Source organism: Micromonospora sp. RTBAU3-60 (assembly GCF_054963695.1).
Genome location: NZ_JBUEGB010000034.1, coordinates 1 through 25,940 on the forward strand (window position 1 = coordinate 1; position 25,940 = coordinate 25,940).

Genomic DNA, 25,940 nt, shown 5'->3' on the forward strand with positions numbered 1-25,940 from the left:
TAGCCCGACCATCCCGGGCGGAGAGCGAAACATCCCAACCACTCAACAATGAGTGTTAATAGGAAGCAGTTGAGGGCATGTCCTCGGACACCGAAAAGTCTGTCACCGTGCTCGGCCTGGGCCCGATGGGTCGGGCACTGGCCGGCGCCTTCCTGGCGGCCGGCGTGCGGACGACGATCTGGAACCGGACGCCGGGCCGGGGTCGGGCCCTGGTCGATCGGGGCGCGGCCGACGCGCGATCGGCGGAGGAGGCGGTTGCGGCGAGCGGGTTGACCGTGGTGTGCGTGGTGAACTATGACGCCAGCGACGCCATCCTCCGGCCGGAGGCGGTCACCGACGCGCTCAAGGGGCGCACGGTGGTGAATTTGACCGCGGACACGCCGGCCCGGGCCCGGGACACCGCCGACTGGGCGGCCGCCCATGGCATCGGCTACCTGGACGGCGCGATCATGACCCCGGCCACGACCATCGGGACGCCGGCCGGGGTCTTCATCCACAGTGGCCCGAAGGGGCTCTACCAGCAGCACCGGTCGGTGCTGGACGCGCTGGGCGGCAGCCACACCCACCTCGGCGAGGAGATCGGTCGGGCGGCGGCGTACGACATCGCACTGCTCGACATCTTCTGGACCGCGATGGCCGGCTACGCGCACGCGCTGGCGGTGGCACGGGCGGAGGGTGTCAGCGCACGCGAGTTGGCGCCGTTCGCCAAGGGCATCGGGGCGATCATCCCGCCGCTCTTCGAGCAGTTCGCCGAGGACGTGGAGAACGGGACCTACTCCGGTGAGATCAACCCGATCACCTCCGCCGCGTCGTCGATGGCCCACATCGTCCACGCGTCCGAGGCCCACGGCATCGACGCGGGGGTGATGCGGGCGGTGGAGGGCATGGCCCGCCGCACGATCGGGCTGGGCCACGGCACGGACGGGTTCATCCGGGTCGCCGAGGTCCTGGGGCGCCGCTGACCGCCCCGGCGACCATCTGCGTCCCACTCGCGTCGGCCTGCCGGGCCGGCCCGGCAGCCGGTGTGGCACCGCCTACAGCTGCCAGGGCAGGGGCTCTGGCGGCAGGTAGCGGCAGGAGCTGCCGGTGGAGACGGTGGCGCGCAGGTGGTCGGCGAGCGCCGGGTGCCGGTCGTCGAGCCGGCGCAGGGTGTCGCGGATCCGAGCGGTGACCGCCTTGCGGGCCCGCTCGGCCTCGTCGCCGAGCCGGCGGCTGCGGCCGGCCAGCCCGGCCGCGGCGCGCAGCTCGTCCAGCAGCGCCGCGCGCTCGGCGTCGAGGGCGGCCGCCTTCGCCTCGTCGCCGCGTTCGGCGGCTCGGTCGATCTCGTCGTCGAGCCGCTGCAGATGGCGGCGGTAGCGGGCCTTGGCCTCGTCGTCGAGGACCGGGTCGGCGCCGAGGCGCCGGGCGGCGACCAGCTCCGGCCCGGCGGCGGGGTCGAGCAGTTCGACGGCGGGTACGTCCACGCCGGGGCGGCTCAGCAGCAGGCGCAGGTCGTGCAGGCCCTTGGCGTCCGGCAGGTGCACCACGCTGCCGGCGTAGGCGAGCCGCCACACCGCCCCGTCGCGGCGGAACTCGTGAGCGGCGACGGGCGCCGCGGGCGCGGCGGCGGCCCCGGCGAACGGGTTGCCCGGCCGGGGCGGTGCGGTCGAACCGCCACGGGCGCCGACCGTCGCGGCCGCCAGCTCGGCCGGGTCGCCGCCGCGATCGGTGCCGTGGGCAGCCCGGACGCCCAGCCGGTGCAGCACCTGGGTCATGCCCAGCGCCCGCGCTTCGGCCGTCACGGCGGGGCGCAGCTGGGCGGCGGCCTCCGCGTCGCCCGCGCGACCGCGCCCCGTCAGCGCCTCCACGAGCGCGGCGCGGCTGATCAGCGACCACGGTCGCGCGCCCATCCGGTCGGCGGCGTCGCGGGCCGCCGCGAACCCGGCGATCGCGTCGTCCCAGCGCTCCTGCGCCGCGTCGACGACGGCCAGCCAGTGGTCGACCGGGCCGCTGAGGTCGCAGCCGAACAGGGCGGCCATCCACTGGCCCCGGTGCGGCGCCAGCGCTTGCCGCGCCTGCACGCAGCGGCCCGGGTCGCGGGTCGCGGCGGCGGCCTGCGCGCGCAGGCGCAGCCACAGCGGGGACACCCCACGGTTGTACGTCGTGTCGGCGGCTTCGATGCCGGCGGTCAGCCGGGCGGCGGTCTCGCCGTCGCCGCGCTCGGCGGCGGTGATCGCCCGGACCAGCTCCAGGTAGAACCAGTCCGTCGGGTCCACCGCGGCGAGCAGCGTGTCGATCTCGTCGAATCGGCCCTGCAGCAGCAGCCGCGCCCAGCGCAGGTGGTGGTTGAGGAACGCGGTGTCGGAGTGCTCCCACTCGCCGAAGTCGGCCAGCTCGGCGAAGCACCGGTCGGCTTCGGCGAAGTCGCCCCGGAAGCCGGAGATGACGGCGCCGTCGATGGCCGCCGCCATCCGGTGGCGGGCGACGTCACCGGCGCGGCCGGCGGCGACGAACGCGGTGAGCTCCTGGTGGTAGCGGGGGTCGCCGAGTTCCAGCAGCGCGACCCAGCGCAGCGAGGTCGCCCACAGCTCGGTCTCCCGGTCGCCGCTGCGGCGGGCGACGTCGCGGATCTCGGCGGTCAGCGCGGCCCGGTCGGCGGCGGTGCCGAGCCCCCAGGTGGTGTCGTGGCGGGCCCACAGGCTGAAGGTGAGCGCCTCGTCGTCCTGGCCGCGGCGGGCGAGCGTCTCGGTGGCGGTGATGAGGTCGGCGACGACGGTGCTGAGCGGCACGCTGCCGTCGGGCTCGCCGATGAGCCGTCGATAGGCCTCGCGCAGCAGCTCCTCCGCGTCGGTCCGGCGGCCGGTGAAGGTCTGCTGCCGGTGGACGGTGAGCGCGACCCGGGCCAGCACCACCGGTTCGTCGAGGGTGAGCGCCACCGCCGCGGCGTCGGCGAGCAGCCGTTGGGCCTCGTCACCGTCGAGGTGGAGCAGGAGTTGGGCGAGCTCCACCATGATCCTGACCCGTTGGGTCGGCTCCCTGGCCACCTCCAGCGCGCGGCGGAAGTGCTGCGCGGACTCCTCCACGGCGAGCCGGCCACCGGCGTCGCGGGCGGCGGCGACCAGCAGGTCGGCGGCCCGGGTCGGGTCGAGGTCGGCTCGGGCGAGCCAGGCGTGGCGGGCCAGGTCGGCGGGGATCAGCCGGTCGGCGAGCGCCGCCGAGTGGTCGACGGCCCGGACCACGGTGGCGTGCCGGGCGCGCCGCTCGTCGTCGGGCAGCCCGTCGTAGAGGGTTTCCCGGACCAGGTCGTGGGCGAAGGCGAACCGGCCGCCGCCACGGGAGACCACGAGCCGGGCGGTCACCGCGCGGTCCAGGAGCCGGTCGACCTGCGCGGCCGGGGTGGGTACGCAGGCGGCGAGGACCTGGCGGTGGAAGTGGCGACCGAGCACGGCGGCGACGGTGAGCGCCTCGACCACCGGGGCGGGCAGTTGGGCCAGCCGCCGCCGCACCGCCTCCCGGACGCCGGGAGCGATGGTGCTGACCTGGCCGTCGGCGCGCCACAGCCGGGCGGTCTGCTCGACGAAGAACGGGTTGCCGCCGGTGCGCCGGTGCACCTCGTCGACGACACCGGCGTCGGGCTCGCAGCCCGCCGTGCGGGCCATCAGCGCGGCCACCTCGTCGCGGGACAGGCCGGTGAGGGTGATGGTGGTGGCCTTCGCGGTCAGCGGCATCAGCAGCGGTCGCAGCCGGTGGTCACCGGACTCGACCTCCGCGTCGCGGTAGGTGCCGATCAGCAGCAGCCGTTCGAACCAGGTGTGCTGGGTGGCGAACTGGAGCAGCCGCATCGAGGCCGGATCGGCCCAGTGCAGGTCGTCCAGGACGACCACCACCGGCCGGCGCTGGGAGGCCGCGACCAGGGCGGTGGTCACCGCGTCGTGGAGCGCGAACTCCTCCCGCTCCCCGTCGTCCCCGGCGTCGGTGCCGCCGTCGTTGTTGACGGTCTCGCCGAGCAGCACGGCGAGCCCGGGCTCGGCGGCCTCCCGCGCGAGGGTCCACTCGTCGGGAGCGCGACGCAGGCCGCGCAGCACCTGCACCCACGGCCAGTAGCCGGGTGCGCTGTCGGAATCCCAGCAGGCGGCGCCGAGCACGAGCGCGCCGCGCCGCCGGGCCGCTTCCGCCGCCGCGGTCACCAGCGTGGTCTTGCCGATGCCGGGCTCGCCGGTGACCAGGACGAGGCCGCCGTGGCTCGCGGCCACCCGGTCGACTTCGGCGCGCAGCAGCCCGACGGGGTGCTCCCGCCCGATGATCGCCTCGCCCAACCGCGGCTCCATGACGTTCCGACGGTAGCGGACCGGTCCGACACCGGGATCACACCCGGCCGGTGGCCTTCCTGCTCCGCGGCTCTCCCTGCCGGCTGACCCCGCCGACCGGGATGCCGGTCGGCGGGGTCACGGCGCCTGGCGGCTACCGGTGGCAGGACGCCGAGCCGGAGTCGGTGAAGCCGCCGGTGCTGCCGGCGATCGGTACGAATCGCCAGTCGTAGCCGGTGGGCCTGAGGGTCAGCTCCAGCGCCCCGAACGTGTCGCCCTGCGCGACCTCCAGGTTGGGGACCTGGTCAGGGGTGCCGTGGAAGCCGACACCGCCGGTGCCGACGATGAACTCCCGCGGCGCGTCGGGCCGGGGGTTGCCGTCGACGTCCTGCGGCGCGAACCGCTGGTAGCTGTGGTCGTGCCCGTTGAGGATCACGTCCACCCCGTAACGGTCGGCAAGCTCGTAGAGCGAATTGCTGTCGGGGTTTCCGTAGATGCCGCCGCGGAAGGTGCCGGTGTGCACCGGCTTGTGCCAGACGGCCAGCGTGCACATGTTGTGGTGCTGCTGGAGGTCCTGCTCGAGCCAGGCGTACTGGGCGGAGCCCGGGGAGCATGACACCACGCCGCACTCACTGTTGAGCGCTACCACGTGCCAGCGGCCGACGTCGTACGAGTAGTAGCCCTTCTCCCGGTCGCCGGCCCGCCCGTCCGGCGCGCCTACCCCGTTGAAGTAGTCGAAGTAGCCGTCGGCGCGGGCGCCCGGGTAGTAGGCCTGCGCGTACTCGTGGTTGCCGACGACCGGGTAGGTGATGTCCTTGACCGCGCCCCACGACTTGTCGTAGGAGGCGAGGAACGCGGGCAGCGTGCCGACGTCGTACTGGTTGTCGGCGAGGGTGAGCACGGCGTCGGGGTTCAGCGACTGCACCGTGTCGGCGACGGCGGCCTGCTGGCAGGTCGTGGGGGTGGTGCGGCTGGTCGCCGCGCAGGCGATGTCGCCCGCGGCCACGATGCGCGCCACGTCCGGACCGGCCATGGCGCGGTCGGGCCGGATCTGGCCGCGGTCGTAGGCGCCGGGTGCGATGGTCGGCGCCGGGGTCCGGAAGGTGACGTTCCGGGTGCTGGCGTTGCCGGCCGCGTCCGTGGCAGTGACGGTGAGGGTGTGCTCGCCGGCCGGGATGTTGCCGGTCGGGAAGGAGTTGGGGACGGGGATGGTGCGGCCGTCCAGCTTGGCGGTCACCGAGGCGACCGCGGAGACGCTGTCGGTCGCCGACACGGTGACCTCGATGCGGTCCCCGGTGACGGTGGCGCCGTCGGCGGGAGTGGTGGCGGTGACGACGGGCCCGGTGTTGTCGGTCAGGAACCGGACGACGGTGGCGGTGCCGGCCGAGGTCGCGGTGAGGGTGTGGGGGCCGTCGGGCAGCGGGCGGGTGTCCACGGCCGCGGCGACGCCGTGCGCCCGGGGCTCGTCGAGGGTGATCGCGAAGTTGGCGGTCACCTGGGCTTCGGTCGCGTTGCCGCCGGGGTAGCCGTCGCCGAGCGAGACGGCCCGGGTCGGCGGGATCGCGGGATCGGCGATGTCCGTACCGTCGAGGGTGGTGATCCGCACGTTGCGGACGGTGAAGTCGTCGTGGTTCGCGGTGAGATCGGTGGGCGAGATCGAGCTGCCGGCGCGGATGGTGAGCGTGTTGGTCCCGGCGGTCAGGTAGCCGGCCGGGACCGGGATCTCCGCCGTGGCGTAGCCCAGGTAGTCCTTGTTGATCAGGGTCACCAGCTTGCCGTTGAGCCAGACCGAGTTCAGCAGCCGCTGGGATCCGCTCTGGATGCCCTCCCCTTGGAAGCGCAGGGTGGCGGGCAGGCTCGATACCCCGGCCGCGTTGAGCGGACCGCCGTCCAGGTCCAACGTGGGCAGCGGCGAACCGGTGGCGTAGACGGTGGTGACGCCACGGATGACGGCGCCGTCGTGGACCGAGGTCGCGGGCGGCGCGCCCTGCGCGTACGCCGGCCCGCTCAGCAGGCCGGCGAGCAGTCCGGTGGCGGCGAAGACCGTCAACGCCCGGCCATGGGGGCGTTGCAGGATCATGTGTCCCTCCAAGGTTCGGTGAGCCAGTGCCGCTCGTACGGGCACAGCCTCAGGCCCTGGTCAGGCTAGGAACCCTGGCGATCTTGAAGGTGAACTCGGCGACAACGCCGGCGGACGAGCTGGGGCCGAACAAGAAGTTCAACCAATCTGTTGAACGTTGGCCGGCAGAGGACTATCGTCAACCACATGGTTGAGGATCCGGTGGGGATGGACGACGTGTTCCACGCCCTCGCGCACGGCGCGCGCCGCACCATGCTGCGCCGGCTCGCCGAGCGGGAGCTGACGGTCGGCGAGCTGGCCGAACCGCTGGCCATGTCCCTGGCCGCCGCCTCCAAGCACATCCAGGTGCTGGAACGCGCCGGCCTGGTGAAACGGACAGTCACCGGCCGGCGGCACGTCTGCCGGCTGGAGCCAACCCCGCTCGCCACCGCCTCCGCCTGGCTGAACTTCTACCAGCGCCACTGGACCGAGCGCCTCGACGCTCTGGAAGCGCTGTTCTCCGAAGAAGGGACCGAAGAATGAGCACCGTCGTCCGGCTGCACCGCGACATCTCCGCCCCACCCGACAAGGTCTACCGGGCCTGGCTCGACCCCGACCTGCTGCGCCGCTGGATGGCGCCCGGCGGGCTGGACGTGGTCCGCGCCGAGGTCGAGCCGAAGGTCGGCGGTCGGTACCGGATCTGGCACACCGACGCCGGCACCGACGTCGGCGGCTTCGACTGCGAACTGGTCGAGCTGGAGCAGGACCGGCGCATCGTCTGGCGGTGGGGCTTCGTCGGTCCGCAGCGCACCGACGCGCCGCACTTCGACTCCCTGCTCACCGTCACCCTCGACGGCAAGCCGGACGGCCGGACCGCGCTCACCCTCGTACACGAGCGGTTGGCGGAGCTGGCGGCGGCGCTGCCGCAGGTGGCCGCGAACGTCGCGGCCGGTTGGGAATCGGCGCTGGACAAGCTCGCGGAGGTGGCGGCATGAAGCTCGTGGTGGTCGAATGGATGAGCCTGGACGGCGTGGTGCAGGCGCCCGGCGCGCCCGACGAGGACCCCAGCGGCGGCTTCGCGCACGGCGGCTGGCACCTGCGCTGGTTCGACAACACCTCCCGGCAGTGGGTGGTCGACAACCTGAACGCCGCATCGGCGTTCCTGTTCGGACGGTCGACCTACGAGCGGTTCGCCGCGCACTGGCCGCACGTCACCGGGCCGGAGCGGGTGGTCGCCGACCCGCTGAACAGCAAGCCGAAATACGTGGTGTCGTCGACCCTTTCCGCCCCCGCGTGGACGGGTTCGTCGGTGCTGCCGGACGTGCCCGCGGTCGCCGAGCTGACCAAGTCGGGCGGGGGTGAGCTGCACCTGATCGGCAGCGCCCGGCTCGCCGCCGCCCTGCTCGCCGAGGACCTGGTGGACGAACTGCGGCTGATGGTCGACCCGGTGCGCCTCGGCGGCGGCAAGGCGATCTGGCCGTCCGACGGCGCGTTGCGTTCGTTCGCGCTGACCCGCTGCACGCCGACCAGCACCGGCTCGCTGCTGCTGCACTACGAGCGCGCCGCGGGGACGCAGGACTAGCGGCGGGCGGAGCGGGTACGCCCGGCGCATGGGTAGCCACAAGCGGAACAAGCATGATCCGGGCGGCGAGTCGGCGCGCGCCGGGCGGAATCCGGGCAGCGGGGCGCGGGGCCGGCAGGGCTCGGAGGTGGAGCACTCGCCGGACCGGCGGCACCTGCGGGCGGCGACCGGGACCTCGGGCACCGAACGTGACCAGGGCCGGGCGAGGGTCGAGGGTGGGGAGCGGGTCCAACGCCAGGGGACGCGTTGAGCTTCCGGGCCTGATTCGAGCAGGCGCTGGCGGCGGTCCGAGAGCCGCCAGCGCATCGGGGAGTTGATGTCGAGGTGCCCAAGTTCCTGTTGCAGTCGACCTACACCATCGACGGGATCAAGGGGCTGATCAGCGACGGTGGGACCAGACGCGCCCAGGTCGTCCGGAACACGATCGAGGCCAACGGCGGGCACATGGACTCGCTTCACTTCTCATTCGACAAGTACGACACCTACGTCTTGTGTGACCTGCCGGACCACAAGAGCGCCGCGGCGCTGGCCATCGCCATCCGGGCGGCGGGCGGGGTGGACACCCGGGTGATCCCGCTGCTGACGCCCGAGGAGATCGACAGGGCGACCCGGGCAGAGCCCCCCTACGAGCCGCCGGGCCGCTAGGTGTAGGAGGCCAGGACGTTGCTGACGCCGGTCGCGAGTCGTGACGCTGGCGGTTCTCCGTTCGCGGCGCTGTGTGGCCGGTGGTAGTTGTAGTGAATGTTCCAGACTCCAAGGGCTTCGCGGCATTGGTCCTCTGAGGTCCATGTGCACCATGTGCCCAGGGCGGCGGGCGACGATCTTCTGCGGCTCGCGATTCGACTCCCCGTTGGGGTCAATGAATCTGCGGTGGTTCAGTCCCAGCGCTGCCAGATGTCGGGTCACCGTCCGCCGGCTGATATCCACCCCGGCTGCATGAAGCTCGAAGGCGATGCGTGATGCCGAGCCACCGGTTGACCCACTTCGACGCTGTCGCCCGAGAGATTCCCATCTCGGCCGCGACGTGCGCAACCGGTCGAGTACGGCATCGCTCGACAAGTCGGCGTCGGCCTGTTGGCGTGAGGGGCGCGTTGCTGTGCACCATGACAGCGGTTCAGGCCGACGTTAGGGTGCCGGCGGTGGCGAGCGCGGCGCTGAGCACCGCGCGCACGCTGGCGGTCAACACGGACCGGTCTCGCCCGGCGGCCCAGTGAGTGCCGCCGCTGTTGCGGTATTCGATGAGGGTCAGCGCGTCGCTGTCGTTCCCGGATGTGAGCGAGGACTGGTGCAGGGAGAGGATCTCGACGCCGATGTGCTGCTCCTCGAGCAACCGGGCGGTGGCTTCGACAGGGCCGACGTCGTAGGTGCCGCTGTGTTCCACTCCGTCGATGCGCAGGCGGATATCCGTGCGGCTCGTGCCATCGTGGCTCCCGGATTGGAGGTCGATCAGCTCGATGTCATCGGTGTCGGGAGTCAGGTAGGCAGATTCGAAGAGTTTGAGCAGCTGTGGCGGGTCGATCTCGAGACCTGTGGTGTCGGCGCATTCCTGCACCCGGCGTGCGAAGTCGATCTGGAGACGGCGGGGCAGCTCGATGCCGTACTCGGCTTCGAGGAGGTAGGCGATGCCGCCTTTGCCGGACTGGGAGTTGACGCGGATGACCGCGTCGTAGTTGCGTCCGATGTCAGCGGGGTCGATCGGCAGGTAGGGCACTCGCCACTCGATTTCTCGCTCCGTGCGGTTCTCGGCCGCGGCCCGGTCCCGGTGCTCGGCGAAGCCCTTCCTGATGGCGTCTTGGTGGGTGCCGCTGAAGGCGGTGTGCACGAGGTCGCCGACGTAGGGGTGGCGGGGGTGCACTTCGAGTTGGTTGCAGTGCTCGACGGTACGGCGGATCTCGTCGATGTCGGAGAAGTCGACCATCGGGTCGATGCCCTGCGCATGGAGGTTCAGCGCCAGGGTCGCGATGTCGACGTTGCCGGTGCGCTCCCCGTTGCCGAAGATGCAGCCTTCGACACGTTGCGCGCCGGCCAGCACCGCAAGCTCCGCGCATGCGATGCCGGTGCCGCGGTCGTTGTGCGGGTGGACCGAGAGGATCACGCTGTCGCGGCGGGAGAGATTCTTGTGCATGTACTCGATCTGATCGGCATACACGTTCGGAGTCGCGACTTCGACGGTCGCCGGCAGGTTGAGGATCACCGGCCGTCCGGGCGTCGCGTCCCACAGCGTCGTCATCGCGTCGCAGATGTCGAGGACGTAGTCGGGCTCGGTGAGATTGAAGACCTCGGGCGAGAACTCGAATCTCACGTTCAGCATGCCGTCGGTGAGTGCCAGGACGTCGCGACCGCCACGGAGGATGAGCTCCTTCAGCTCGTCGGCCGGGTGACCGAGCACGACATCGCGCCAGGTCGGGGCGGTGGCGGTGTACATGTGGATCACGACCTGGTTCGGGATGCCGCGGATCGAGTCCACCGTTCGCTCGATCAGGTCGCGACGGGCCGGCGTGAAGACCACGATGGTGATGTCCTCGGGCGCGATGTCGGACTCCGCGATGAGGCGCACGAAGTCGAAGTCCGTCTGGGACGCCGACGGATAGCCGACCTCGATCTCCTTGTAGCCCATCGCCACCATCAGCTCGAAGAACCGGCGCTTGCGCCCAGGATCCATCGGCTCGGGCAGTGCCTGGTTGCCATCACGCAGGTCGACCGGCACCCACAACGGAGCCTTGGTCAGGCGGCGGCTGGGCCAGTCACGGTCGGTGAGGGGGATCTCGACGCGTGCGTAGACGTCGCGGTAACGGTACGACGGCATCTGCGATTCCCGCTGGCGGTTCCAGGCGGGAGCGGCATCCGGAACAGGACCTGAGGGCGTGGCGATCGTGGGAAAGCTGGACATGCTGGCGGTTCCTTCTCATCGAGGCTGGGAGATGAACCGGCGCACGTCTCGACTCCACGGTGGGGAGCCGGTTCGACTAGGCCCCGCCGTGGCAGCGAAGGAGAAGCACCTGCTGGATCAGCACCTAGTCACGCTAGCACAACTCCTCAGACAAGTAGACAGGTAGGGTTCTCATCATGAATGACGAGCCAGCGACTGTTTCGTCCAACGTTCCAGCACTTCGAGTGTTCGTCGCCGGGGCGACCGGCGTGATCGGATCGCGCTTACTGCCTCTGCTCACCCGCGCCGGTCACACCGTGGCCGGGATGACCCGCACCGCGTCGAAGGCGGGGCTGGTCCAGGAGCTCGGTGCAGAGCCCGTGGTGTGCGATGTCTACGACGCCGCCGCGCTCACGACCGCGGTGAAGGGCTTCCGACCCGACCTGGTCCTCCATGAGCTCACCGACCTGCCTGACACCACCGAGGAGCTTCCGGCTCGACGGGCAGACAACGCACGCATTCGCATCGAGGGGACGCGCAACCTCATCGCTGCAGCCACTGCCGCGGATTGCGGACGACTCCTCGCGCAGAGCGTTGCCTGGGAGCTGCCACCCGGCAACGGCGCTGAGGCCGTCCGGGCGCTCGAGGAAGCCATTCTCGGCTTCGGTGGCGTCGTACTGCGCTACGGCCAGTTCTACGGACCTGAGACTTTCTATCCCGACGCCCCGCCCGCCGGCCCCCGCATCCATATCGATGCCGCCGCGGAGCGCACGGTCGCCGTGCTGGATCGGCCCAGCGGGATCCACACGATCACCGACGACACCGCCACCTCGGACTGAGAGGGACGGCTCATGGAGCAGGTACAGCGAACCTCATTGGCTGACCAGGCTGCGCAACTCCTTCTCGAGCGGATCCGCGCGGGCGAGTGGCACCTCGGCGCGAAGCTCCCCGGCGAGACGACGCTGGGCCCCCAGCTCGGCGTCGGCCGATCGACGGTTCGCGAGGCGATCCGACAACTGGCCGGGCGTGGCGTTCTCGAGACCCGGCAGGGTGCAGGGGTGTTCGTCACGGCGCTCGACGTCAACGAGGACTGGGACCTGGTACTACGACAAGCAGACATCGCCGCGGTCATCGAGGGCCGCATCGCCATCGAAACCGAGGCGGCATCGCTCGCGGCTCAGCGGCGTACCGCATCGGACATACGAGCAATGCGACGGGCCCTCGCGCAACGCGTCACAGCAGGGCAGAGCGCTGAGAAGTACGTCGATGCCGACATGGCACTGCACCGCACCGTCGTGGCCGCGGCCCACAACAACGTCCTGCTGGAACTCTTCGACGGGTTCGTGCCACGGGTCCGCCGGGCGATGATCGACATGCTCAACCTGCAGCCAGCCGGCACCCCGTGCGACTCCGACGCGTCTGGGAACGACCAGGAGGCACATGCCGAACTCGTGCAGGCCATCATCGACCGCGAGTCAGCCACGGCCGCCCAGCTCAGCCGTACCCACCTCACCTCACTAAAGGCGGCCCTGGCGTGACCAACGGCAGCGTCGCCCACGCACGGCCCGTCATCGAGCTCGCCGAGGTCACGTTCCGGCGCGGCGAGCAGACCATCCTCGACTCGATCAGCTTCGCCGTACATCCGGGTGAGCACTGGGCGCTGATCGGCCCTAACGGTGCTGGCAAGAGCACGATCCTGGGATTCTGCGGTGCGCTCACGCATCCCACCTCCGGGACGGTCGACGTCCTTGGCTACCGGCTCGGGCGTGTTGAGCTACAAGCACTGCGCCGTTCCATCGGTCATGTCAATCCACGACACCCGCTGACCTCTCCGCTCGCGCTGCGTGAGGTGGTGCTGACCGGACTGACCGGCTCAATCGAGCTACCGCTGCGCTGGCAGCCCACACCCTCTCAGGTCCGCGCCGCCGATGCCCTGATCGAGCAGATCGGCCTGGCCGGGAAGTACGAGGCAAAGTGGCCGACGTTGTCGCAGGGTGAACGCGGCCGCGCCCTGATCGCCCGCGCACTTATCTGCGAGCCCGATCTGCTCCTCCTCGACGAGCCGACCACCGGTCTCGACGTGGCTGCGCGCGAGCAGCTGTTGGCGACCATCGCAGCACTCGAACATACTCACCCCGAACTCGCCTCGATCCTGGTCACCCACCACCTCGAGGAGCTTCCGCCGAGCACCTCACACGCCGTCCTCCTCAACGATGGACGCATCGTCAGGTCCGGTCCAGCAGCAGACGTCCTCACCACCGAGTACGTGTCGCTCGCCTTCACCTACCCCATCCAGGTCGGCCAGCACGGAAGGCGATGGTTCGCGCGAGCGAATTCAGCCGACGGGAAGTACCCGGTCGCAAGAGCTAAGACCCAGGTTTACTCGACTTGAGCCGTAGGCCGCAGAGGCGCTGAAGAACTCACGGGCGGGCCCCCACACACGCACGCCACCAAGATTGGATGTCAACAACGTCTTGGCCCGCAACAGCTAGGGCTTCACCTGCCGCGGTCTTGGGTCCTGTGCGAGCACCGCCTGGGGGTCTCACTCACCGATCGGATCGTGCCGGTACGCCAGCCAGCCCATGACCACGAACCAGCCGTGCACCTGCAGCACCAGCAGCCGCTGCACGAGTCCCGCGATGCCGTGCTCGGCGCCGTCGGCGGTCGGCTGGAACGTCGCGAAGAAGGCGACCAGGAGCACCAGGGTCAACGGGCTGCCGAGCAGTAGCAGGGTGCCGAACCGTCGCCACCCGGGGACGCCGCGGAGGTAGCACCCGGCGACGAGGAAGGCGGCGATCGGGATGCCGACGGCCAGGGTGAAGCCGAGCGAGTGCAGCATCGCGGCCTCGAGGTTGAAGATCCCGCACACGACCTGACCGATCCCGGTGCAGGCGAGCAGCGCGACCGACCAGCGCCGCAGGGCCGGCCGGTTGGGCGGGACGGCGCGGAACACGCCGACCACGCCGACGGCCAGGACCAGTCCGGTGACGACGAAGGCGATGTTCATGTAGGGGGCGGTCACTCCGAGGCCGAGGCCGCTGATCGGTTGGCTGATCGGCGAGTAGTCGGTGAAGCGGTGACCGAAGAACGTGTAGCCGGGGCTCAGGATGCCGAGGACGAGCCAGGCGAGGGTGAACAGCACCGGCCCGACCACGGCCCCGAGGGCGAGCCGCCGGGTCGAGCGGGAGACGTGGAGGCGAGGGATCGTCATCGTAGTCATGGATTGACTATACATATTATGACTATGAGTGTGTCAAGCGTTAGGCTCGGCCGGTGAACCAACCACGCCGCTCCGTGCTCGCGCTGGCCGTGCTGTCGATGCTCACCGAGGAACCGATGCACGCGTACCGGATGCAGCAATTGATCAAGGAACGACGCAAGGCCGACGTGGTCAACGTCAGCCAGCGCAACAGCGTCTACCAGACGATCCAGCGGCTGGTCCGGGACGGCCTGGTGGCGGTGGAGTCAACCGAACGCGCCGAGAACCGGCCGGAACGCACGACGTACCGCATCACCGACAGCGGGCGGGCGGCCCTGGGTGAGTGGCTGCGCGCCATGCTCTCCACCCCGACCCCGGAGTACCCGGAATTCCCGGCCGCCCTGTCCTTCCTGCCGAACCTCGCCCCCGCCGACGCCCTCGACGCGCTGACCACCCGCGCGGACCGGTTGGCGGAGCGGCTGACCGCACTCGACGAGGAGATCACCGAGGTCGGCCGGTTCCTGCCCCGATTGTTCGCGATCGAGTCGGAATACCAACGTCAGGTCGTCGCCGCGGAGCTGGCGTACGTCCGCACCCTGATCCAGGACCTGCGCGCCGAACGGATCACCTGGCCGTTCGTCGACGGCGCGCCGGTCTGGCCGGGCTGAACGAGGGCTCGGCCGCCGCGACGCCGTCGACCGAAGCCGGTCAGCTGAACAGCTCCCGGGACGGGAGGCCGACAAGGAACGCCGCAGATCAACGGCGGCGTGCACCGCTGTTCCGGTGGCACGAACTCACGCCCGGTGCCCGCGCGTCATGGCGGGCAGCGGTCGCGCCGGTTGGGCGGGGACCAGCGCGCCCAGCGGTGGCAGGGTCACCGTGACCACCAGCCCACCGCCGTTTCGCGGGTGGGCGTGCACGGCGCCGCCGTGCGCCTGGGCCACCGCGCGCACGATCGACAGGCCGAGCCCGAAACCGCGTCCGGCACCGGCCCGGTCGTCGGCGCCGCGGCGTTCGGCGGCCGGCCGGGGGCCGGCCAGGCGGTCGTGGTGCAGCCGCCGGAACGGCTGGAAGATGGTTTCGATCTCGTAGCTGGGCACCACCGGTCCGGTGTTGGCGACCACCAGGGTGGCCCAGCCGTTGACCAGGCCGGTGCTGACGTCGATCTCGCCGCCAGCCGGCAGGTTGTGCCGCACCGCGTTCTCCACCAGGTTCTGCGTCAGCCGCTCCAGCAGTACCGGGTCGCCGGCAGTGGCGGCGGACGCCAGTTGCCGGCGTACGGTCAGCTCCGGCGCACCGGCGGCCTGGTCGAGGACGTGCCGGGCGATCTCGGCGAGGTCCACCGGGGTACGGTCGACGACCTGCTGCTCGGAGTCGGCGAGGGTGAGCAACCCGTCGATGAGCCGTTCGTGGCGTTCGTTGATCGCCAGCAGCGTCTCGCCGAGCTGCCGGAGCTCGGCGGAGGCGCCCGGCCGGGACATCGCCACCTCCAGCAGCGACCGGTTGAGCGCCAGCGGCGTACGCAGCTCGTGCGACGCGTTCGCGACGAACCGCCGCTGGCCGTCGAAGGACCGGTCGAGCCGCTCCAGCATCAGGTCGAACGTGTCGGCCAGTTCCCGCACCTCGTCCCGGGGCCCCCGCAGCGCGATCCGCTCGTGCAGGCCCCGACCGGCGGCGCCGGCGGCGGCGATCCGGCGGGCGGTGCCGGTGATCTGGTGCAGCGGCTGCAACGCCCGCCCGGCGATCAACCAGCCGAAGCCGAGGGCGACCGCCGAGATCAGCAGCAGCGCCACCCCGCCCTGGGTGAGCAGGGACTCCAGCGCGGTCCGCTTCGCCTCGTCCTGGGCCTCCTGGATCAGGACCCGCACCTGCTCGGCCGCGCCGGAGGTGGGCAGCTTGCCGAACGGGTCCGCGTGAACGACCTGCGTCTTGACGTCTGCCAGCGGCTGGCGCATCCGCTGGTCGACCAGCACGTACGTGACGCCGAGCAGGACCACGCCGGCGAGCAGCAGGAGGCCGCCGTGGACCAGGGTCAGGCGGGCCCGGATGGTCAGTCGTTTCACCGGATCTGATACCCCACTCCCGGCACCGTCTCGACCACCTGTGGGTCGCCGAGCTTGCGGCGCAGCTTCATCACGGTCACCCGTACCACGTTGGTGAACGGGTCGATGTGCTCGTCCCAGGCCCGCTCCAGCAGTTCCTCGGCGGAGACCACCGTCCCGCCGGCCCGGACGAGTTCGGCGAGCACCGCGAACTCCTTGCGGGACAGCGCGACGTACCGGCCGTCGCGGTAGACCTCGCGCCGGGCCGGGTCGACCACGATGCCGGCGCGGCTGAGCTTCGGCGGGGCGGCCGGGCGGGCCCGCCGGGCCAGCGCGTGCACCCGGGCGGAGAGTTCGACCAGCGCGAACGGTTTGACCAGGTAGTCGTCGGCGCCGAGGGCCAGGCCGGCCACCCGTTCCCGGACGGCCGCGGCGGCGGTCAGCATCAGCACCCGCGTCTCGCCGCCGCTGTCCACCACCGCCCGGCAGACGTCGTCACCGTGCACCACCGGCAGGTCCCGATCGAGCACCACGACGTCGTAGTCGGTGATGCCGAGCCGTTCCAGCGCGGCGTCCCCGTCGTAGGCGACGTCCACCGCGAACGCTTCCCGGCGCAGCCACTCGGCGATGGAGTCGGCCAGCAGCGTCTCGTCCTCGACCACAAGCACTCGCACCCACCCATGGTGACGCGGCCGCGGATAACCACGGCGTTAACACCGACGGTTACGCCCCGGATACCGCCGCTGCGGTCGACTCGTCCGTATCGGCCGGCGATTCGCGCCGGCCCGGAGGAAGGAGTTGTGCGATGCGCCGACGAATGTCGGGCACACTGCTCGTCCTGCCCCTGCTGTGCGGGCTCGCGCTCGCTGGCTGCGCGCGTGCCGGTTCGGACGGGGAGCAGGTGGCCACGGCCGGCGGTGGTGCGGCCAGTGCCTCGCCCAGCGCCAGCGTCGTCCCGGTCAGCGACGAGGACCGGCAGCGCGAGTTCGCCAAGTGCATGCGGGAGAACGGGCTGCCGGACTTCCCGGACCCCGAGATCGCCGACGGGAAGGTCCGCATCCGCATGCCGGACGGAGCTGACAAGGCGAAGGGACAGGCGGCCATGGAGAAGTGCCGCAGCCTGATGCCCAATGGCGGCAAGGAGATCAAGCTCGACGCGGAGCAGGTGGAGAAGGTACGGCAGCTCGCCCGGTGCATGCGGGAGAACGGCGTGCCGGACTTCCCGGACCCGGGCCCGGACGGCGCCATCGAGCTCACCGGCGACGGCTTCGACCCGAAGAACCCGACGGTGCAGGCCGCGATGGAGAAGTGCCGGCAGGACGGCGCGCCGCTGCTGATGAAGAGGACACAGTGAGCGCGAGGAGTGAGCCGGATTTGCGAGCCCCGCAATCGCAAACAGAAGCAGCGCTCGTGAGCGCGAGTGAGCCGGGTTTGCAAGACCCGCAGCCGCGAACAGAAGCAGGCCCCGTGGGCGCCGGCGCCACCGCGCCGGCCGCCGGGTCCGCCGGGCGCGGCCGTCGCCGCCGGCGCGCGCGTACGCCGATCGTGGTCGCCTCCGCGGTGGTGGTCGCCGCCGCCGCGGGCGTGGCGGCCGCCATCGGGGTCGAGGGTCGCAGCGGGGGTACGCCGGCCAGCGGCGGGCTGCCACCGGCGACCGCCGAGGTCACCCGGCAGACGCTGGTCGACTCGGAGAGCTTCGACGGGGAACTCGGCTACGGCGCCACCCGCACCGCGACGCTGCGCACCGGCGGCACGATCACCGCGCTGGCCGCCACCGGCAGCCAGGTCAGCCGCGGCAAGCCGCTGTTCGCGGTCGACAACGCCGAGGTGCTGCTGCTGTACGGGCGGCTGCCGGCGTACCGGACGCTGGCGCCCGGCCTGTCCGGTGCCGACGTGCGGCAGTTCGAGGAGAACCTGAAGGCGCTCGGCTACTCCGGGTTCACCGTCGACGACGACTACACCTCGGCGACCGCGGACGCGGTGCGTCAGTGGCAGGACGACCTCGGCCTGCCCGAGACCGGCCGGGTCGAGCTGGGCCGGGTCGTCTACGCCGACGGCGCGGTCCGGGTGGACGGCCACGAGGCGGACCTCGGCGACCCGGCGCAGCCCGGCCAGGCGGTGCTCACCTACACCGGCACCGCCCGGGTGGTGACCGTCTCCCTCGACGTCGACGACGAGCGGCTGGCCAAGCGCGGCGCCAAGGTGAACGTCACGCTGCCCAACGGCAAGGACGTCGCCGGGACGGTCTCCGCCACGGAGACGGTGATCGACACCGGCACCGGCGGCGGGGCGGGCGGCCAGGGCGACCCGGAAACGAAGATCGAGGTCACCGTGACCGTGGCCGACCCGAAGGCGCTGACCGGTTTCGAGCAGGCCTCGGCCAAGGTGGCGTTCACCGCCGCCGAGCGCCGGGACGTGCTGACCGTGCCGGTCGCCGCGCTGCTGGCGCTTGCCGAGGGCGGCTACGGCGTGCAACTGGTCGAGGGCTCCACCACCCGGATCATCGCCGTCGAGACGGGGTTGTTCGCGTCCGGCCGGGTGGAGGTCTCCGGCACCGGGCTCGCCGAGGGGGCGACCGTGGGGATGCCGACGTGACCGGCGACGCGGTGGTGGAGCTGGCCGACGTGACCAAGTTCTACCCCGGCGGCGTACGAGCCCTCGACGGGGCGTCGTTGACCGTCCGGTACGGCGAGCTGGTCGCCATCGTCGGCCCGTCCGGGTCGGGCAAGTCCACCATGCTGCACCTGATCGGCACCCTGGACCGCCCCTCCACGGGCCGGGTACGCATCGACGGTCACGACGTGGCCGCCCTCGCCGACCGGCAGCTCTCCGCGCTCCGGTCGTCCCGGATCGGCTTCGTCTTCCAGCAGTTCCACCTGGCGCCGAACGTGCCGGTGCGGGACAACGTCGCCGACGGGCTGCTCTACGCGGGCGTACCTCTGCGGGAGCGGCGGCGGCGCGCGGAGGCCGCGCTGGACCGGGTGGGGCTGGGGCACCGGCTCGACCACCGGCCGCACGAACTATCCGGCGGCGAGCGGCAGCGGGTGGCGATCGCCCGGGCGGTGGTCGGTGCTCCCGCGCTGCTGCTGGCGGACGAACCGACCGGCAACCTGGACTCCGCGTCCGGTGCCGGGGTGCTGGCGCTGCTGCGCGACCTGCACGCGGCCGGGACCACCATCGTGGTGATCACCCACGACCTGGAGATCGCGGCCGGCCTGCCCCGCCGGGTGCAGATGCGCGACGGCCGGATCGTCGCCGACCACCGTCCCGTGGGAGTAGCAGCGTGAGCGCGCCGGTACGGCTGACGCCCGCCCGGCTGCGCCCGCGGGACGTCCTGCGGGTCGGCGGGGTCGGGCTGCGCACCCGGCCGCTGCGGGCCTTCCTGTCCGCGCTGGGCATCGCCATCGGTATCGCCGCCATGGTCGCGGTGGTCGGGATCTCCGCGTCGTCCCGGGCAGAGCTGGACCGCACCCTCGCCCAACTCGGCACCAACCTGCTCACGGTCAGCCCGGGCAACACGCTCTTCGGCGACAACGCGCAACTGCCGGAGGAGTCGGTGTCCATGATCGGGCGGATCGGGCCGGTGCGGGCGGTCGCCGCCACCGCGCTGCTGGCCGACACGAAGGTGTACCGCTCGGACCTGATCCCCCGCGGCGAGAGCGGCGGGATCGCGGCCCGGGCCGCCAGCCTGGAGCTGCGCGACACGGTCGGGCTGGAGATGGTCAGCGGCACCTGGCTGAACGCCGCCACCGCCCGCTACCCGGCGGTGGTGCTCGGCGCCGCCACGGCGCGGCGGCTCGGGATCGGCGCCGCCGGACCGGACGTGCAGGTCCAGCTCGGTGGACGCTTGTTCACCGTGGTGGGGATCCTGGCTGCCGCGCCGCTGGCCCCGGAGCTGGACCTGTCCGCGCTGGTCGGTTGGGACGCCGCGAGGTCGTACCTGGACTTCGACGGGCACCCGACCACCGTCTACACCCGCACCGCCGACACGGCGGTCGAGGCGGTACGCGCGGTGCTCGGCGCCACGGCGAACCCGGCGGCGCCGAACGAGGTGAAGGTGGCCCGCCCCTCCGACGCGCTCGCCGCGAAGCAGGCCACCGACGAGGCGTTCACCGGGTTACTGCTCGGACTCGGCGCGGTCGCCCTGCTGGTCGGGGGCGTCGGGGTGGCGAACACGATGGTCATCTCGGTGCTGGAACGGCGCCCGGAGATCGGCCTGCGCCGGTCGCTCGGCGCCACCCGCGGTCAGGTCCGCACCCAGTTCCTGGCCGAGTCGCTGCTGCTGTCCGCCCTCGGCGGGGTCGGCGGGGTGCTGCTGGGCGCCGGAGTCACCGCCGGTTACGCCCTCTCCCAGTCATGGCCGGCGGTGGTGCCGGCCTGGGCGGTGGCCGGCGGAGTCGGTGCCACCCTGCTGATCGGCGCCCTCGCCGGGCTCTACCCGGCGATCCGCGCCGCCCGGCTCGCCCCGACCGAGGCCCTCGCCACGCCCTGAGGAGCGCTCGCAAGATACTTGGCGGGTTGTGGTCGACCGAACGGCCACAACCCGCCAAGACCAGGTATGCGCTGTAATGGCCCGCCACCGAGGGCCATCAGGCCCAGCCGTGCCGCGCGGCGTGCCAGCCCAGCTGGATGCGCGTCGTCACTCCGGAAAGTGTCATGAGCGCTTGGATCCGGCGCTGAACGGTGCGCTTGGAGACACCGAGTTGGGTTGACACTGCTTGGTCGGTGAGGCCGACGAGGAGCAGCCGCAGAATCTGTGTGTCGAGCTGGTCGATGTCAGGGCCGGTCTGCCCATAGGGGCGGGCCGCCTGCCAGACGGCGTCAAACAGCGACTGCGCCAGCGCCGCGAGGCCGCCTCTGACGACGAGACTCGGATCCACGTCACCGCTCGCCGGGTTCAGCGGGAGCAGTGCGACCTCGCCGTCGACCACGACAAGCTTCGTCGGGAGCTCCTCGACGGTCCGCAGTATCGCGCCGCCCTGGAGGGACTCGTCGATGTTGGCGACGGCGTTCGGTGACGCGAGAAAGCCCTGGTCGATGACCGCCCGCAGGCGGATGCCGCGACCCAGCACGGTCGACTCCTTCGTCTCGGCCGGACCGACGGCTCGTGCCACACCGGTGACGAGTGTGTCGACGCGGGTTCGTGCCGCGAGCTGGAGCTGGACGTACCGGTTGCGAACAGTGTCGGGTCCCTCCACGACCTCGATGAGGTCGCCGGCCAGCTGGCTGAGCGACCCGGCGCGGTACTGCTCGACCAACTCGGCGACGGCGAGCTCGGCCCGGTGCAACCCGTCACGTCGGGCGGCCACTTCGGCGCCTAGTGCGAGTGCTGGAGGTGCGGGCACCCAGGCCCCGTCGTCGGGGCGGGAGCTGGCATAGCCCTTCTCCCGTAGCGCGGCCAGTGCGGCGGCCACCCGCTCACCCGACAGGTCGGCGACGATGACGATCTGCTCTCGGTCGCGCGCTATGCCGAGCGCGAGGAGGGCGCGGTACACGCCCTCCTCGTCTGAGGTGAATCCCAGCTCGCTCAGCGTCACAGTGGTCGACGCTCCTTCCCACCGGCCCCAGCTGGGGTCGACGGGCGTAAGCGTAGCGGCGTCGCTCACCGGATGAGCGTGACCTCGGGCGAAGTCCAGGACTCGGTCGACGGCGCCCCGTCGGCATCCCCACGTGCCTTGTCAAAGACGAGCCGGAGCCGGTAGGTGCCGGCTGGTGCGGGTGACCCGTCCGCCAAGGTGCCGTCCCACGACAGGAACGCAACGCCCGTGCCGGCGCCAGAGTTGCGGGTGACCCAGTGCTGGTCGACCGGGGTCGCTATGGCCCGGCCCTTGGTGTCGATGGCCTCGAGGCGGGCGCGCTCGAGCAGCGGGAAGCCGTGCGAGAGCATGACCCATGCCTTGTCGTTGGCTGTCGACGTGTCCGCGAGGTTGACCGTGGTTGGGACGCTCTTGCCGAAGCTGAAGTAGGCCGGCCGCAGCGCGGGGTTGTCCAGCGAAGGGTTGACCGCGGTAAACGTGGGGTTGATCGCCGATACCGCATCGAGGTCACCGGCGACACCTTGGTAGGGCACGCGCAGCGCCGGAAGGTCTGCCGCTACGGGTGTCAGGATGAGCCATCCCCCGTAGAGCGTTCCGGCCGGCACGTCCGCCGGCTCCGTCAGCTGCACGGCCGTCGTCACGGTCTCGCCAGGTGCCACGGTCAGGACCTGCACCCCGGGTCGCGCTGCGGGACCGGCCTCGGACGGCACCCAGGACCCCGTGTATGGCGGCATCGCAGAGATGGCTGCATCGTGGCCCAGGCGGTACGTCACAGGCGCGGACGTCGGGTTGTGAACGCTGATGGTCCTGACGCTCAGGCGACCCTCCGTGTCACCGAGTGGGAGCTCGGAGGGAGTGACGCTCGGCAGGCCGCGTTGCAGCTGTCCGATCGCGCGCGGTGCGTCGACGCGGCCGGCCCCCTGTTGCGCGAGCGGGTGGAGCCCTCGGTCCGGTGCCCCGGTGAGTCGGAGCGGTGTCGTCGTGTTCTGCAGGGCAGTGCGGATCGCGGCGGGGGTCGCCGTTGGCTGCGCCTGGCGCATCAGGGCCACCACGCCTGCGACGTGGGGTGTGGCCATGGAGGTGCCCGACATGATGCCGTAGGAACCGAGCCTAGGGGGCAGGGTGGAGAGGATGTAACCGCCGGGTGCCGCTAGGTCCGGCTTGAACTCCAGCTCGTTGCCGGGCCCCCACGACGAACTGGCATCCATGGTGCCCGCGAAGGTGGACGGCAGCGGCTCGTCGAAGTACGCACCCCACGTCAGGGCGGTGCCTGCTGGTGCGGCCTGGATCCGCCGGGCCGACGTGGCGGAGATGCCCACGAACGGGATGCTCGTGGTCCCGCAGCAGACGACGTTGTGGATGGCGTCCCCGCTGTTGTCCTCGTAGTACAGGGCCCCGACAGCACCGGCAGCCTCGGCGACTCGGACGATGTCCATCGCTCGGCAGGTGTAGCTCCCGGTGGCCCGCGTGAGCAGGGCTATCGTCCCGGTCAGGCTCCCTGAGGGGAGCGGGTCGCATGAGGCCGGGATCTGACGGACCGGGTAGGTCCCGCTCACCGGGGCAGCCGGCGCGTGGGACGTGTCAAGGTACGGGATGGGCCGACCGCCGTCGGCGAAATCGAATGCAAGGTAGGGGTACCGGTCGTTGTAGGTGCTGCCGACGCCGATGGCCAGGTCGGCCACAGCGGGGGACGACGCGTTGAACGGGCCCGCATAGCCATTGCCGATCGCGACGACGACCGGGGTTCCCGAAGCCACGAGGGTGTTGACTGCCTCCGCCAGGACGTGGTTGCTGCGCTTGCCGGTAAGCCCGAGGCTCATGCTCACGACGTCGACACCGTCAGTGGCGGCACGGTCGAGCGCCGCGAGCACCACAGCGTCGGTCGCCGGGTTCTTGTCGCCGAAGACCCGGTACGCGCGCAGCGCCGCATCGGGTGCGACGCCGACAAGATGTGCGTCGTTGCCCGCGATGATGCCTGCGACGTGCGTGCCGTGTCCGGCGGCCGGACCGAACTGGTCGTCGTAGGGGTCGGCGTCCTCGTCGGCGAAGTCGTAGCCACCAAGAACCTTGGCATTCGGGAAGCCGCCACCACCCAGGGCTGGATGGTCGTAGGCGACGCCTGAGTCGATGACACCGACGGTGACGCCTGTGCCGGTCCAGCCCTCGTCATGGGCGGTGGGCACGCCCGTCAGGTTCGTGGCGGTCACGGTCTCACGACCGGGCCGGTCCTTTGTGGCTGAGGCCGCCACGAGTGAGTCGACCGCGTCGGCGGTGAGCGCCGTCGGCACGGCCGGCATGTCCAGAGCCGACGGCTCGACGACCGACGCGACGCCGGGCAGGGCCGCCAGCGCGGCGAGGTCGTCCGGGTCGACGTCGACCACGACCGCGTTGGCGACATCGGTGACTCGGCTCTTTACCGTCAGGGCGACCCCTCGGCCGCGTGCCTCGCGGACGACTCCGTCCTGTTGCGCGCGAAGGTTCGCCCGCGCACTCGCGCGGCCCGACGGAGCCGCCCTGATTGCAGGAGCGCCTGAAAGCACGAGGATTCGCGCCGCCGTCGCGAGATCGCCAGCGCCTGACGCGGGCGCCGGGGGCACGGCGGACGCGACACCACCGATCAAGAGGCTGGAGGCCGCCGCGACGGCGAGGGCCATGCAGGAGGGCAGAGGTCTCATGCCGAGCATCAAAGGTGAGCCGCCCGAACCGGGTCAACGGATCTGCGTGGCGCCAACGCGCCATGGCGGCAAGACGACGTAGTGGCAGGTCAGACGCCCGTCTGTGGGGCGGTTGGTGCGGCGGTGGCGGGCGGTGCCGCGCCGACGGGAGACCCCGGCCGCCATGGCCTGCGAGTAGGTAAATGGTCGATGGAAGATCTCGCAAGACCTCCCGTCCGGCTGCCGACTCGCCCGCTGAACCCACGGGAGAAACCCCTTACACCTCCGGCGTAGCTGTAGCGGATTTCTCCCGCGTGGCCGGCAGCAACGCCGCAACCCACCAACCCGCGCCCCTGCGGCAACCACTTGAACGTCATTCAAGTGGTTGCTATCTTCGCCACATGGCCCCCTCCAGCGCCGACCCGTCCTCCACTCCCGGTGCCGGACCCGCTCCGCTCGACGCCGCCACCGCCGTGCGCGAAATCCGACGCGTCACTCGTCGGGTGCGCGCGAGCCTCTGGCGGGAAGTCCTCCAATGGCTGTTGATTGCCGGGTACATCCCCAGTTACCTGCTCATCCAGCACCTGCATCCCGAGTATTCGAACGGGATGGTGATTGCTGCGATTGTGATGTGTGTGCCGCTGGCCGTCCTCCAAGCGCGCACCGGTGCGTTCAGTCGGGGTGCCACCCGCCGAGACAAGGTGATCGGCTGGATCTGGATACCCCTCTTCTGCGGCGCCCTTGCCGCGCTGGACCGGCTGCCCCCGGGCCTGTCACCATGGGTGATGATCATCGCGATCGTGCCGGGTCTGCCACCGCTCCTAGCTGCGGCGTGGGTACTGCGCCGATGACCGACCAGGGCAGCCACCCACGTCACGGCCTCGTCGATGTCATCCACGCCCCGGTCCGGTTGTCGATCGTCGCCGCGCTCGCCGGGCTGGAGAAGGCGGAGTTCCGATTCCTCCGCGACACCATCGAGGTCAGCGATTCGCTGCTGTCCAAGCACCTGACCACCTTGGAAGCGGCCGGATACGTGCAGATCGTCAAGGCCGGCGTGGGGCGCCGACCGCGAACCTGGGTGAGTTTGACCCCCGCCGGCCGGACCGCCTTCACCGCCTACACCGAATCGCTGAAGAAGATCATCAACACCGGCGACTGAGCCGACCAGCGTCACGCTACTGCTCGGGTCGTCTCCTCCTCGGCCCATCTGCCGGTACCGGCGGTGGCGGTCGCCGCGATCGGCCTGCGCGCCTCCCGCGACGCCGTTATGGTCAACGCGTGATCAATGGTGCTCATGTGATCATTTACAGCCGCGACCCGGAGGGGGACCGGGCCTTCTTCCGGGACACGCTCGGCTATCACCATGTCGACGCCGGCCACGGTTGGCTCATCTTCCGGCTGCCGCCGGCCGAGCTCGCCCTGCACCCGACCGACGGCGAGCCGGCGCACGAGCTGTTTCTGATGTGCGACGACGTCGAGGCGACCATGGCCGAGCTGGCGGCGAAGGGCGTCGAGTTCACGATCCCGCTCACCGAGGAGCGGTGGGGGCTGCGCACCGCGCTGCGGTTGCCCGGCGGTGGGGAGCTCGGCCTCTACGAGCCGCGCCACCCGGTCACCATCTGAGGCCCGCGCGGCGACCACGCCGCCGCGTCGACCGCCAGGTCACGGCGCCGACCCGGGCGCGCGGGTCAACGCGACGAAACTCGACGCGT

General features: G+C 71.4%; 26 protein-coding genes and 1 pseudogene. 17 read left to right on the forward strand and 10 right to left on the reverse strand.

Annotation, left to right across the window (positions count from 1 at the left end; genetic code table 11):
- The first annotated feature begins 77 nt into the window (after positions 1 to 77).
- Entirely contained in the window at positions 78 to 962 is an 885-nt protein-coding gene (locus ACY34I_RS26405; RefSeq protein WP_462757713.1) for an NAD(P)-dependent oxidoreductase, read from the forward strand.
- A 72-nt stretch (positions 963 to 1,034) separates the two neighbouring features.
- Here ACY34I_RS26405 and ACY34I_RS26410 read toward each other — a convergent pair whose 3' ends face one another.
- Positions 1,035 to 4,307, reverse strand: a complete 3,273-nt coding sequence (locus ACY34I_RS26410; RefSeq protein WP_462757714.1) for an ATP-binding protein — start codon at positions 4,305 to 4,307, stop codon at positions 1,035 to 1,037.
- A 133-nt stretch (positions 4,308 to 4,440) separates the two neighbouring features.
- Positions 4,441 to 6,366, reverse strand: a complete 1,926-nt coding sequence (locus ACY34I_RS26415) for a metallophosphoesterase (RefSeq protein ID WP_462757715.1) — start codon at positions 6,364 to 6,366, stop codon at positions 4,441 to 4,443.
- A 186-nt stretch (positions 6,367 to 6,552) separates the two neighbouring features.
- Between ACY34I_RS26415 and ACY34I_RS26420 the strand changes: the two genes are divergently transcribed.
- The 5 genes from ACY34I_RS26420 to ACY34I_RS26440 all read left to right on the forward strand — a co-directional run bounded on the left by ACY34I_RS26420 (position 6,553) and on the right by ACY34I_RS26440 (position 8,572).
- Complete coding sequence (locus ACY34I_RS26420) at positions 6,553 to 6,888, forward strand: ArsR/SmtB family transcription factor (protein ID WP_462757716.1); 336 nt, start codon at positions 6,553 to 6,555, stop codon at positions 6,886 to 6,888.
- A complete protein-coding gene (locus ACY34I_RS26425; protein ID WP_462757717.1) occupies positions 6,885 to 7,340 on the forward strand; it encodes an SRPBCC family protein in 456 nt (151 codons plus the stop codon). Before ACY34I_RS26420 ends, ACY34I_RS26425 begins: the two co-directional genes overlap by 4 nt.
- A complete protein-coding gene (locus tag ACY34I_RS26430) occupies positions 7,337 to 7,927 on the forward strand; it encodes a dihydrofolate reductase family protein (protein ID WP_462757718.1) in 591 nt (196 codons plus the stop codon). Before ACY34I_RS26425 ends, ACY34I_RS26430 begins: the two co-directional genes overlap by 4 nt.
- 28 nt (positions 7,928 to 7,955) lie before the next feature.
- Entirely contained in the window at positions 7,956 to 8,177 is a 222-nt protein-coding gene (locus ACY34I_RS26435; protein WP_148795960.1) for a hypothetical protein, read from the forward strand.
- Between the two features lie 74 nt (positions 8,178 to 8,251).
- A complete protein-coding gene (locus ACY34I_RS26440; protein WP_148795958.1) occupies positions 8,252 to 8,572 on the forward strand; it encodes a GYD domain-containing protein in 321 nt (106 codons plus the stop codon).
- Here the strand turns inward: ACY34I_RS26440 and ACY34I_RS26445 are convergent.
- The 3 genes and pseudogenes from ACY34I_RS26445 to ACY34I_RS26455 all read right to left on the reverse strand — a co-directional run bounded on the left by ACY34I_RS26445 (position 8,569) and on the right by ACY34I_RS26455 (position 10,733).
- On the reverse strand, positions 8,569 to 8,787 hold the full coding sequence (locus ACY34I_RS26445; RefSeq protein WP_462757719.1) for an integrase core domain-containing protein: 219 nt from the start codon (positions 8,785 to 8,787) through the stop codon (positions 8,569 to 8,571). The two genes, ACY34I_RS26440 and ACY34I_RS26445, sit on opposite strands and share 4 nt — an antisense overlap.
- Before the next feature lie 107 nt (positions 8,788 to 8,894).
- Positions 8,895 to 9,032: pseudogene (locus ACY34I_RS26450) on the reverse strand (helix-turn-helix domain-containing protein); the annotation flags it as partial.
- A 9-nt stretch (positions 9,033 to 9,041) separates the two neighbouring features.
- Positions 9,042 to 10,733, reverse strand: coding sequence for a 2-isopropylmalate synthase (locus ACY34I_RS26455; RefSeq protein WP_462757758.1), 1,692 nt, complete (start codon positions 10,731 to 10,733; stop codon positions 9,042 to 9,044).
- Positions 10,734 to 10,993: 260 nt separating this feature from the next.
- Here ACY34I_RS26455 and ACY34I_RS26460 point away from each other — a divergent pair, with 260 nt between their 5' ends.
- The 3 genes from ACY34I_RS26460 to ACY34I_RS26470 are packed head-to-tail and all read left to right on the forward strand — an operon-like array spanning position 10,994 to position 13,188.
- Entirely contained in the window at positions 10,994 to 11,635 is a 642-nt protein-coding gene (locus ACY34I_RS26460) for an NAD-dependent epimerase/dehydratase family protein (RefSeq protein WP_462757720.1), read from the forward strand.
- A gap of 12 nt (positions 11,636 to 11,647) precedes the next feature.
- On the forward strand, positions 11,648 to 12,334 hold the full coding sequence (locus ACY34I_RS26465; RefSeq protein ID WP_462757721.1) for a FadR/GntR family transcriptional regulator: 687 nt from the start codon (positions 11,648 to 11,650) through the stop codon (positions 12,332 to 12,334).
- On the forward strand, positions 12,331 to 13,188 hold the full coding sequence (locus tag ACY34I_RS26470; RefSeq protein ID WP_462757722.1) for an ABC transporter ATP-binding protein: 858 nt from the start codon (positions 12,331 to 12,333) through the stop codon (positions 13,186 to 13,188). Before ACY34I_RS26465 ends, ACY34I_RS26470 begins: the two co-directional genes overlap by 4 nt.
- Positions 13,189 to 13,338: 150 nt before the next feature.
- Here the strand turns inward: ACY34I_RS26470 and ACY34I_RS26475 are convergent, their stop codons facing one another.
- Entirely contained in the window at positions 13,339 to 14,016 is a 678-nt protein-coding gene (locus ACY34I_RS26475) for a DUF998 domain-containing protein (protein WP_462757723.1), read from the reverse strand.
- Positions 14,017 to 14,069: 53 nt separating this feature from the next.
- Between ACY34I_RS26475 and ACY34I_RS26480 the strand changes: the two genes are divergently transcribed.
- Positions 14,070 to 14,663, forward strand: a complete 594-nt coding sequence (locus ACY34I_RS26480; protein ID WP_462757724.1) for a PadR family transcriptional regulator — start codon at positions 14,070 to 14,072, stop codon at positions 14,661 to 14,663.
- 126 nt (positions 14,664 to 14,789) lie between these two features.
- Here the strand turns inward: ACY34I_RS26480 and ACY34I_RS26485 are convergent, their stop codons facing one another.
- Positions 14,790 to 16,058 (reverse strand): sensor histidine kinase, encoded by a 1,269-nt coding sequence (locus tag ACY34I_RS26485; protein ID WP_462757725.1) that lies wholly within the window; start codon positions 16,056 to 16,058, stop codon positions 14,790 to 14,792.
- Complete coding sequence (locus tag ACY34I_RS26490) at positions 16,055 to 16,711, reverse strand: response regulator transcription factor (protein ID WP_187413434.1); 657 nt, start codon at positions 16,709 to 16,711, stop codon at positions 16,055 to 16,057. Before ACY34I_RS26490 ends, ACY34I_RS26485 begins: the two co-directional genes overlap by 4 nt.
- Positions 16,712 to 16,842: 131 nt before the next feature.
- On the opposite strand from ACY34I_RS26490, the gene ACY34I_RS26495 reads away from it, so the two are divergent.
- The 4 genes from ACY34I_RS26495 (at position 16,843) to ACY34I_RS26510 (ending at position 20,529) form a co-directional block, all read left to right on the forward strand.
- Complete coding sequence (locus tag ACY34I_RS26495; RefSeq protein ID WP_148795943.1) at positions 16,843 to 17,391, forward strand: hypothetical protein; 549 nt, start codon at positions 16,843 to 16,845, stop codon at positions 17,389 to 17,391.
- Positions 17,392 to 17,579: 188 nt separating this feature from the next.
- Positions 17,580 to 18,632 (forward strand): efflux RND transporter periplasmic adaptor subunit, encoded by a 1,053-nt coding sequence (locus ACY34I_RS26500; protein WP_462757759.1) that lies wholly within the window; start codon positions 17,580 to 17,582, stop codon positions 18,630 to 18,632.
- Between the two features lie 11 nt (positions 18,633 to 18,643).
- Complete coding sequence (locus tag ACY34I_RS26505; RefSeq protein ID WP_462757760.1) at positions 18,644 to 19,324, forward strand: ABC transporter ATP-binding protein; 681 nt, start codon at positions 18,644 to 18,646, stop codon at positions 19,322 to 19,324.
- Positions 19,321 to 20,529 carry an ABC transporter permease gene (locus ACY34I_RS26510; RefSeq protein WP_462757726.1) on the forward strand — a complete coding sequence of 403 codons (1,209 nt, stop codon included), beginning with the start codon at positions 19,321 to 19,323 and terminating at the stop codon, positions 20,527 to 20,529. Before ACY34I_RS26505 ends, ACY34I_RS26510 begins: the two co-directional genes overlap by 4 nt.
- Positions 20,530 to 20,626: 97 nt before the next feature.
- Here ACY34I_RS26510 and ACY34I_RS26515 read toward each other — a convergent pair whose 3' ends face one another.
- The gene (locus ACY34I_RS26515; RefSeq protein ID WP_462757727.1) at positions 20,627 to 21,574 is read right to left on the reverse strand and encodes a helix-turn-helix domain-containing protein; all 948 of its coding nucleotides are present in this window, start codon (positions 21,572 to 21,574) and stop codon (positions 20,627 to 20,629) included.
- A 65-nt stretch (positions 21,575 to 21,639) separates the two neighbouring features.
- Entirely contained in the window at positions 21,640 to 24,249 is a 2,610-nt protein-coding gene (locus ACY34I_RS26520; RefSeq protein ID WP_462757728.1) for a S8 family serine peptidase, read from the reverse strand.
- Between the two features lie 380 nt (positions 24,250 to 24,629).
- Between ACY34I_RS26520 and ACY34I_RS26525 the strand changes: the two genes are divergently transcribed.
- The 3 genes from ACY34I_RS26525 (at position 24,630) to ACY34I_RS26535 (ending at position 25,851) form a co-directional block, all read left to right on the forward strand.
- Positions 24,630 to 25,079, forward strand: coding sequence for a hypothetical protein (locus ACY34I_RS26525; protein WP_462757729.1), 450 nt, complete (start codon positions 24,630 to 24,632; stop codon positions 25,077 to 25,079).
- Positions 25,076 to 25,387, forward strand: coding sequence for a winged helix-turn-helix domain-containing protein (locus ACY34I_RS26530; protein WP_462757730.1), 312 nt, complete (start codon positions 25,076 to 25,078; stop codon positions 25,385 to 25,387). The genes ACY34I_RS26525 and ACY34I_RS26530 overlap by 4 nt, the downstream gene beginning before the upstream one ends.
- A gap of 137 nt (positions 25,388 to 25,524) precedes the next feature.
- Positions 25,525 to 25,851, forward strand: a complete 327-nt coding sequence (locus ACY34I_RS26535; protein WP_462757731.1) for a VOC family protein — start codon at positions 25,525 to 25,527, stop codon at positions 25,849 to 25,851.
- Positions 25,852 to 25,940: the final 89 nt, after the last annotated feature.

Coding starts and splice junctions, on each gene's coding strand:
- ACY34I_RS26475 (WP_462757723.1), bottom strand. CDS start 14,016: ATGACTACGATGACGATCCCTCGCCTCCACGTCTCCCGCTCGACCCGG.
- ACY34I_RS26410 (WP_462757714.1), bottom strand. CDS start 4,307: ATGGAGCCGCGGTTGGGCGAGGCGATCATCGGGCGGGAGCACCCCGTC.
- ACY34I_RS26460 (WP_462757720.1), top strand. CDS start 10,994: ATGAATGACGAGCCAGCGACTGTTTCGTCCAACGTTCCAGCACTTCGA.
- ACY34I_RS26525 (WP_462757729.1), top strand. CDS start 24,630: ATGGCCCCCTCCAGCGCCGACCCGTCCTCCACTCCCGGTGCCGGACCC.
- ACY34I_RS26530 (WP_462757730.1), top strand. CDS start 25,076: ATGACCGACCAGGGCAGCCACCCACGTCACGGCCTCGTCGATGTCATC.
- ACY34I_RS26415 (WP_462757715.1), bottom strand. CDS start 6,366: ATGATCCTGCAACGCCCCCATGGCCGGGCGTTGACGGTCTTCGCCGCC.
- ACY34I_RS26495 (WP_148795943.1), top strand. CDS start 16,843: ATGCGCCGACGAATGTCGGGCACACTGCTCGTCCTGCCCCTGCTGTGC.
- ACY34I_RS26435 (WP_148795960.1), top strand. CDS start 7,956: ATGGGTAGCCACAAGCGGAACAAGCATGATCCGGGCGGCGAGTCGGCG.
- ACY34I_RS26405 (WP_462757713.1), top strand. CDS start 78: ATGTCCTCGGACACCGAAAAGTCTGTCACCGTGCTCGGCCTGGGCCCG.
- ACY34I_RS26520 (WP_462757728.1), bottom strand. CDS start 24,249: ATGAGACCTCTGCCCTCCTGCATGGCCCTCGCCGTCGCGGCGGCCTCC.
- ACY34I_RS26430 (WP_462757718.1), top strand. CDS start 7,337: ATGAAGCTCGTGGTGGTCGAATGGATGAGCCTGGACGGCGTGGTGCAG.
- ACY34I_RS26425 (WP_462757717.1), top strand. CDS start 6,885: ATGAGCACCGTCGTCCGGCTGCACCGCGACATCTCCGCCCCACCCGAC.
- ACY34I_RS26420 (WP_462757716.1), top strand. CDS start 6,553: ATGGTTGAGGATCCGGTGGGGATGGACGACGTGTTCCACGCCCTCGCG.
- ACY34I_RS26455 (WP_462757758.1), bottom strand. CDS start 10,733: ATGCCGTCGTACCGTTACCGCGACGTCTACGCACGCGTCGAGATCCCC.
- ACY34I_RS26465 (WP_462757721.1), top strand. CDS start 11,648: ATGGAGCAGGTACAGCGAACCTCATTGGCTGACCAGGCTGCGCAACTC.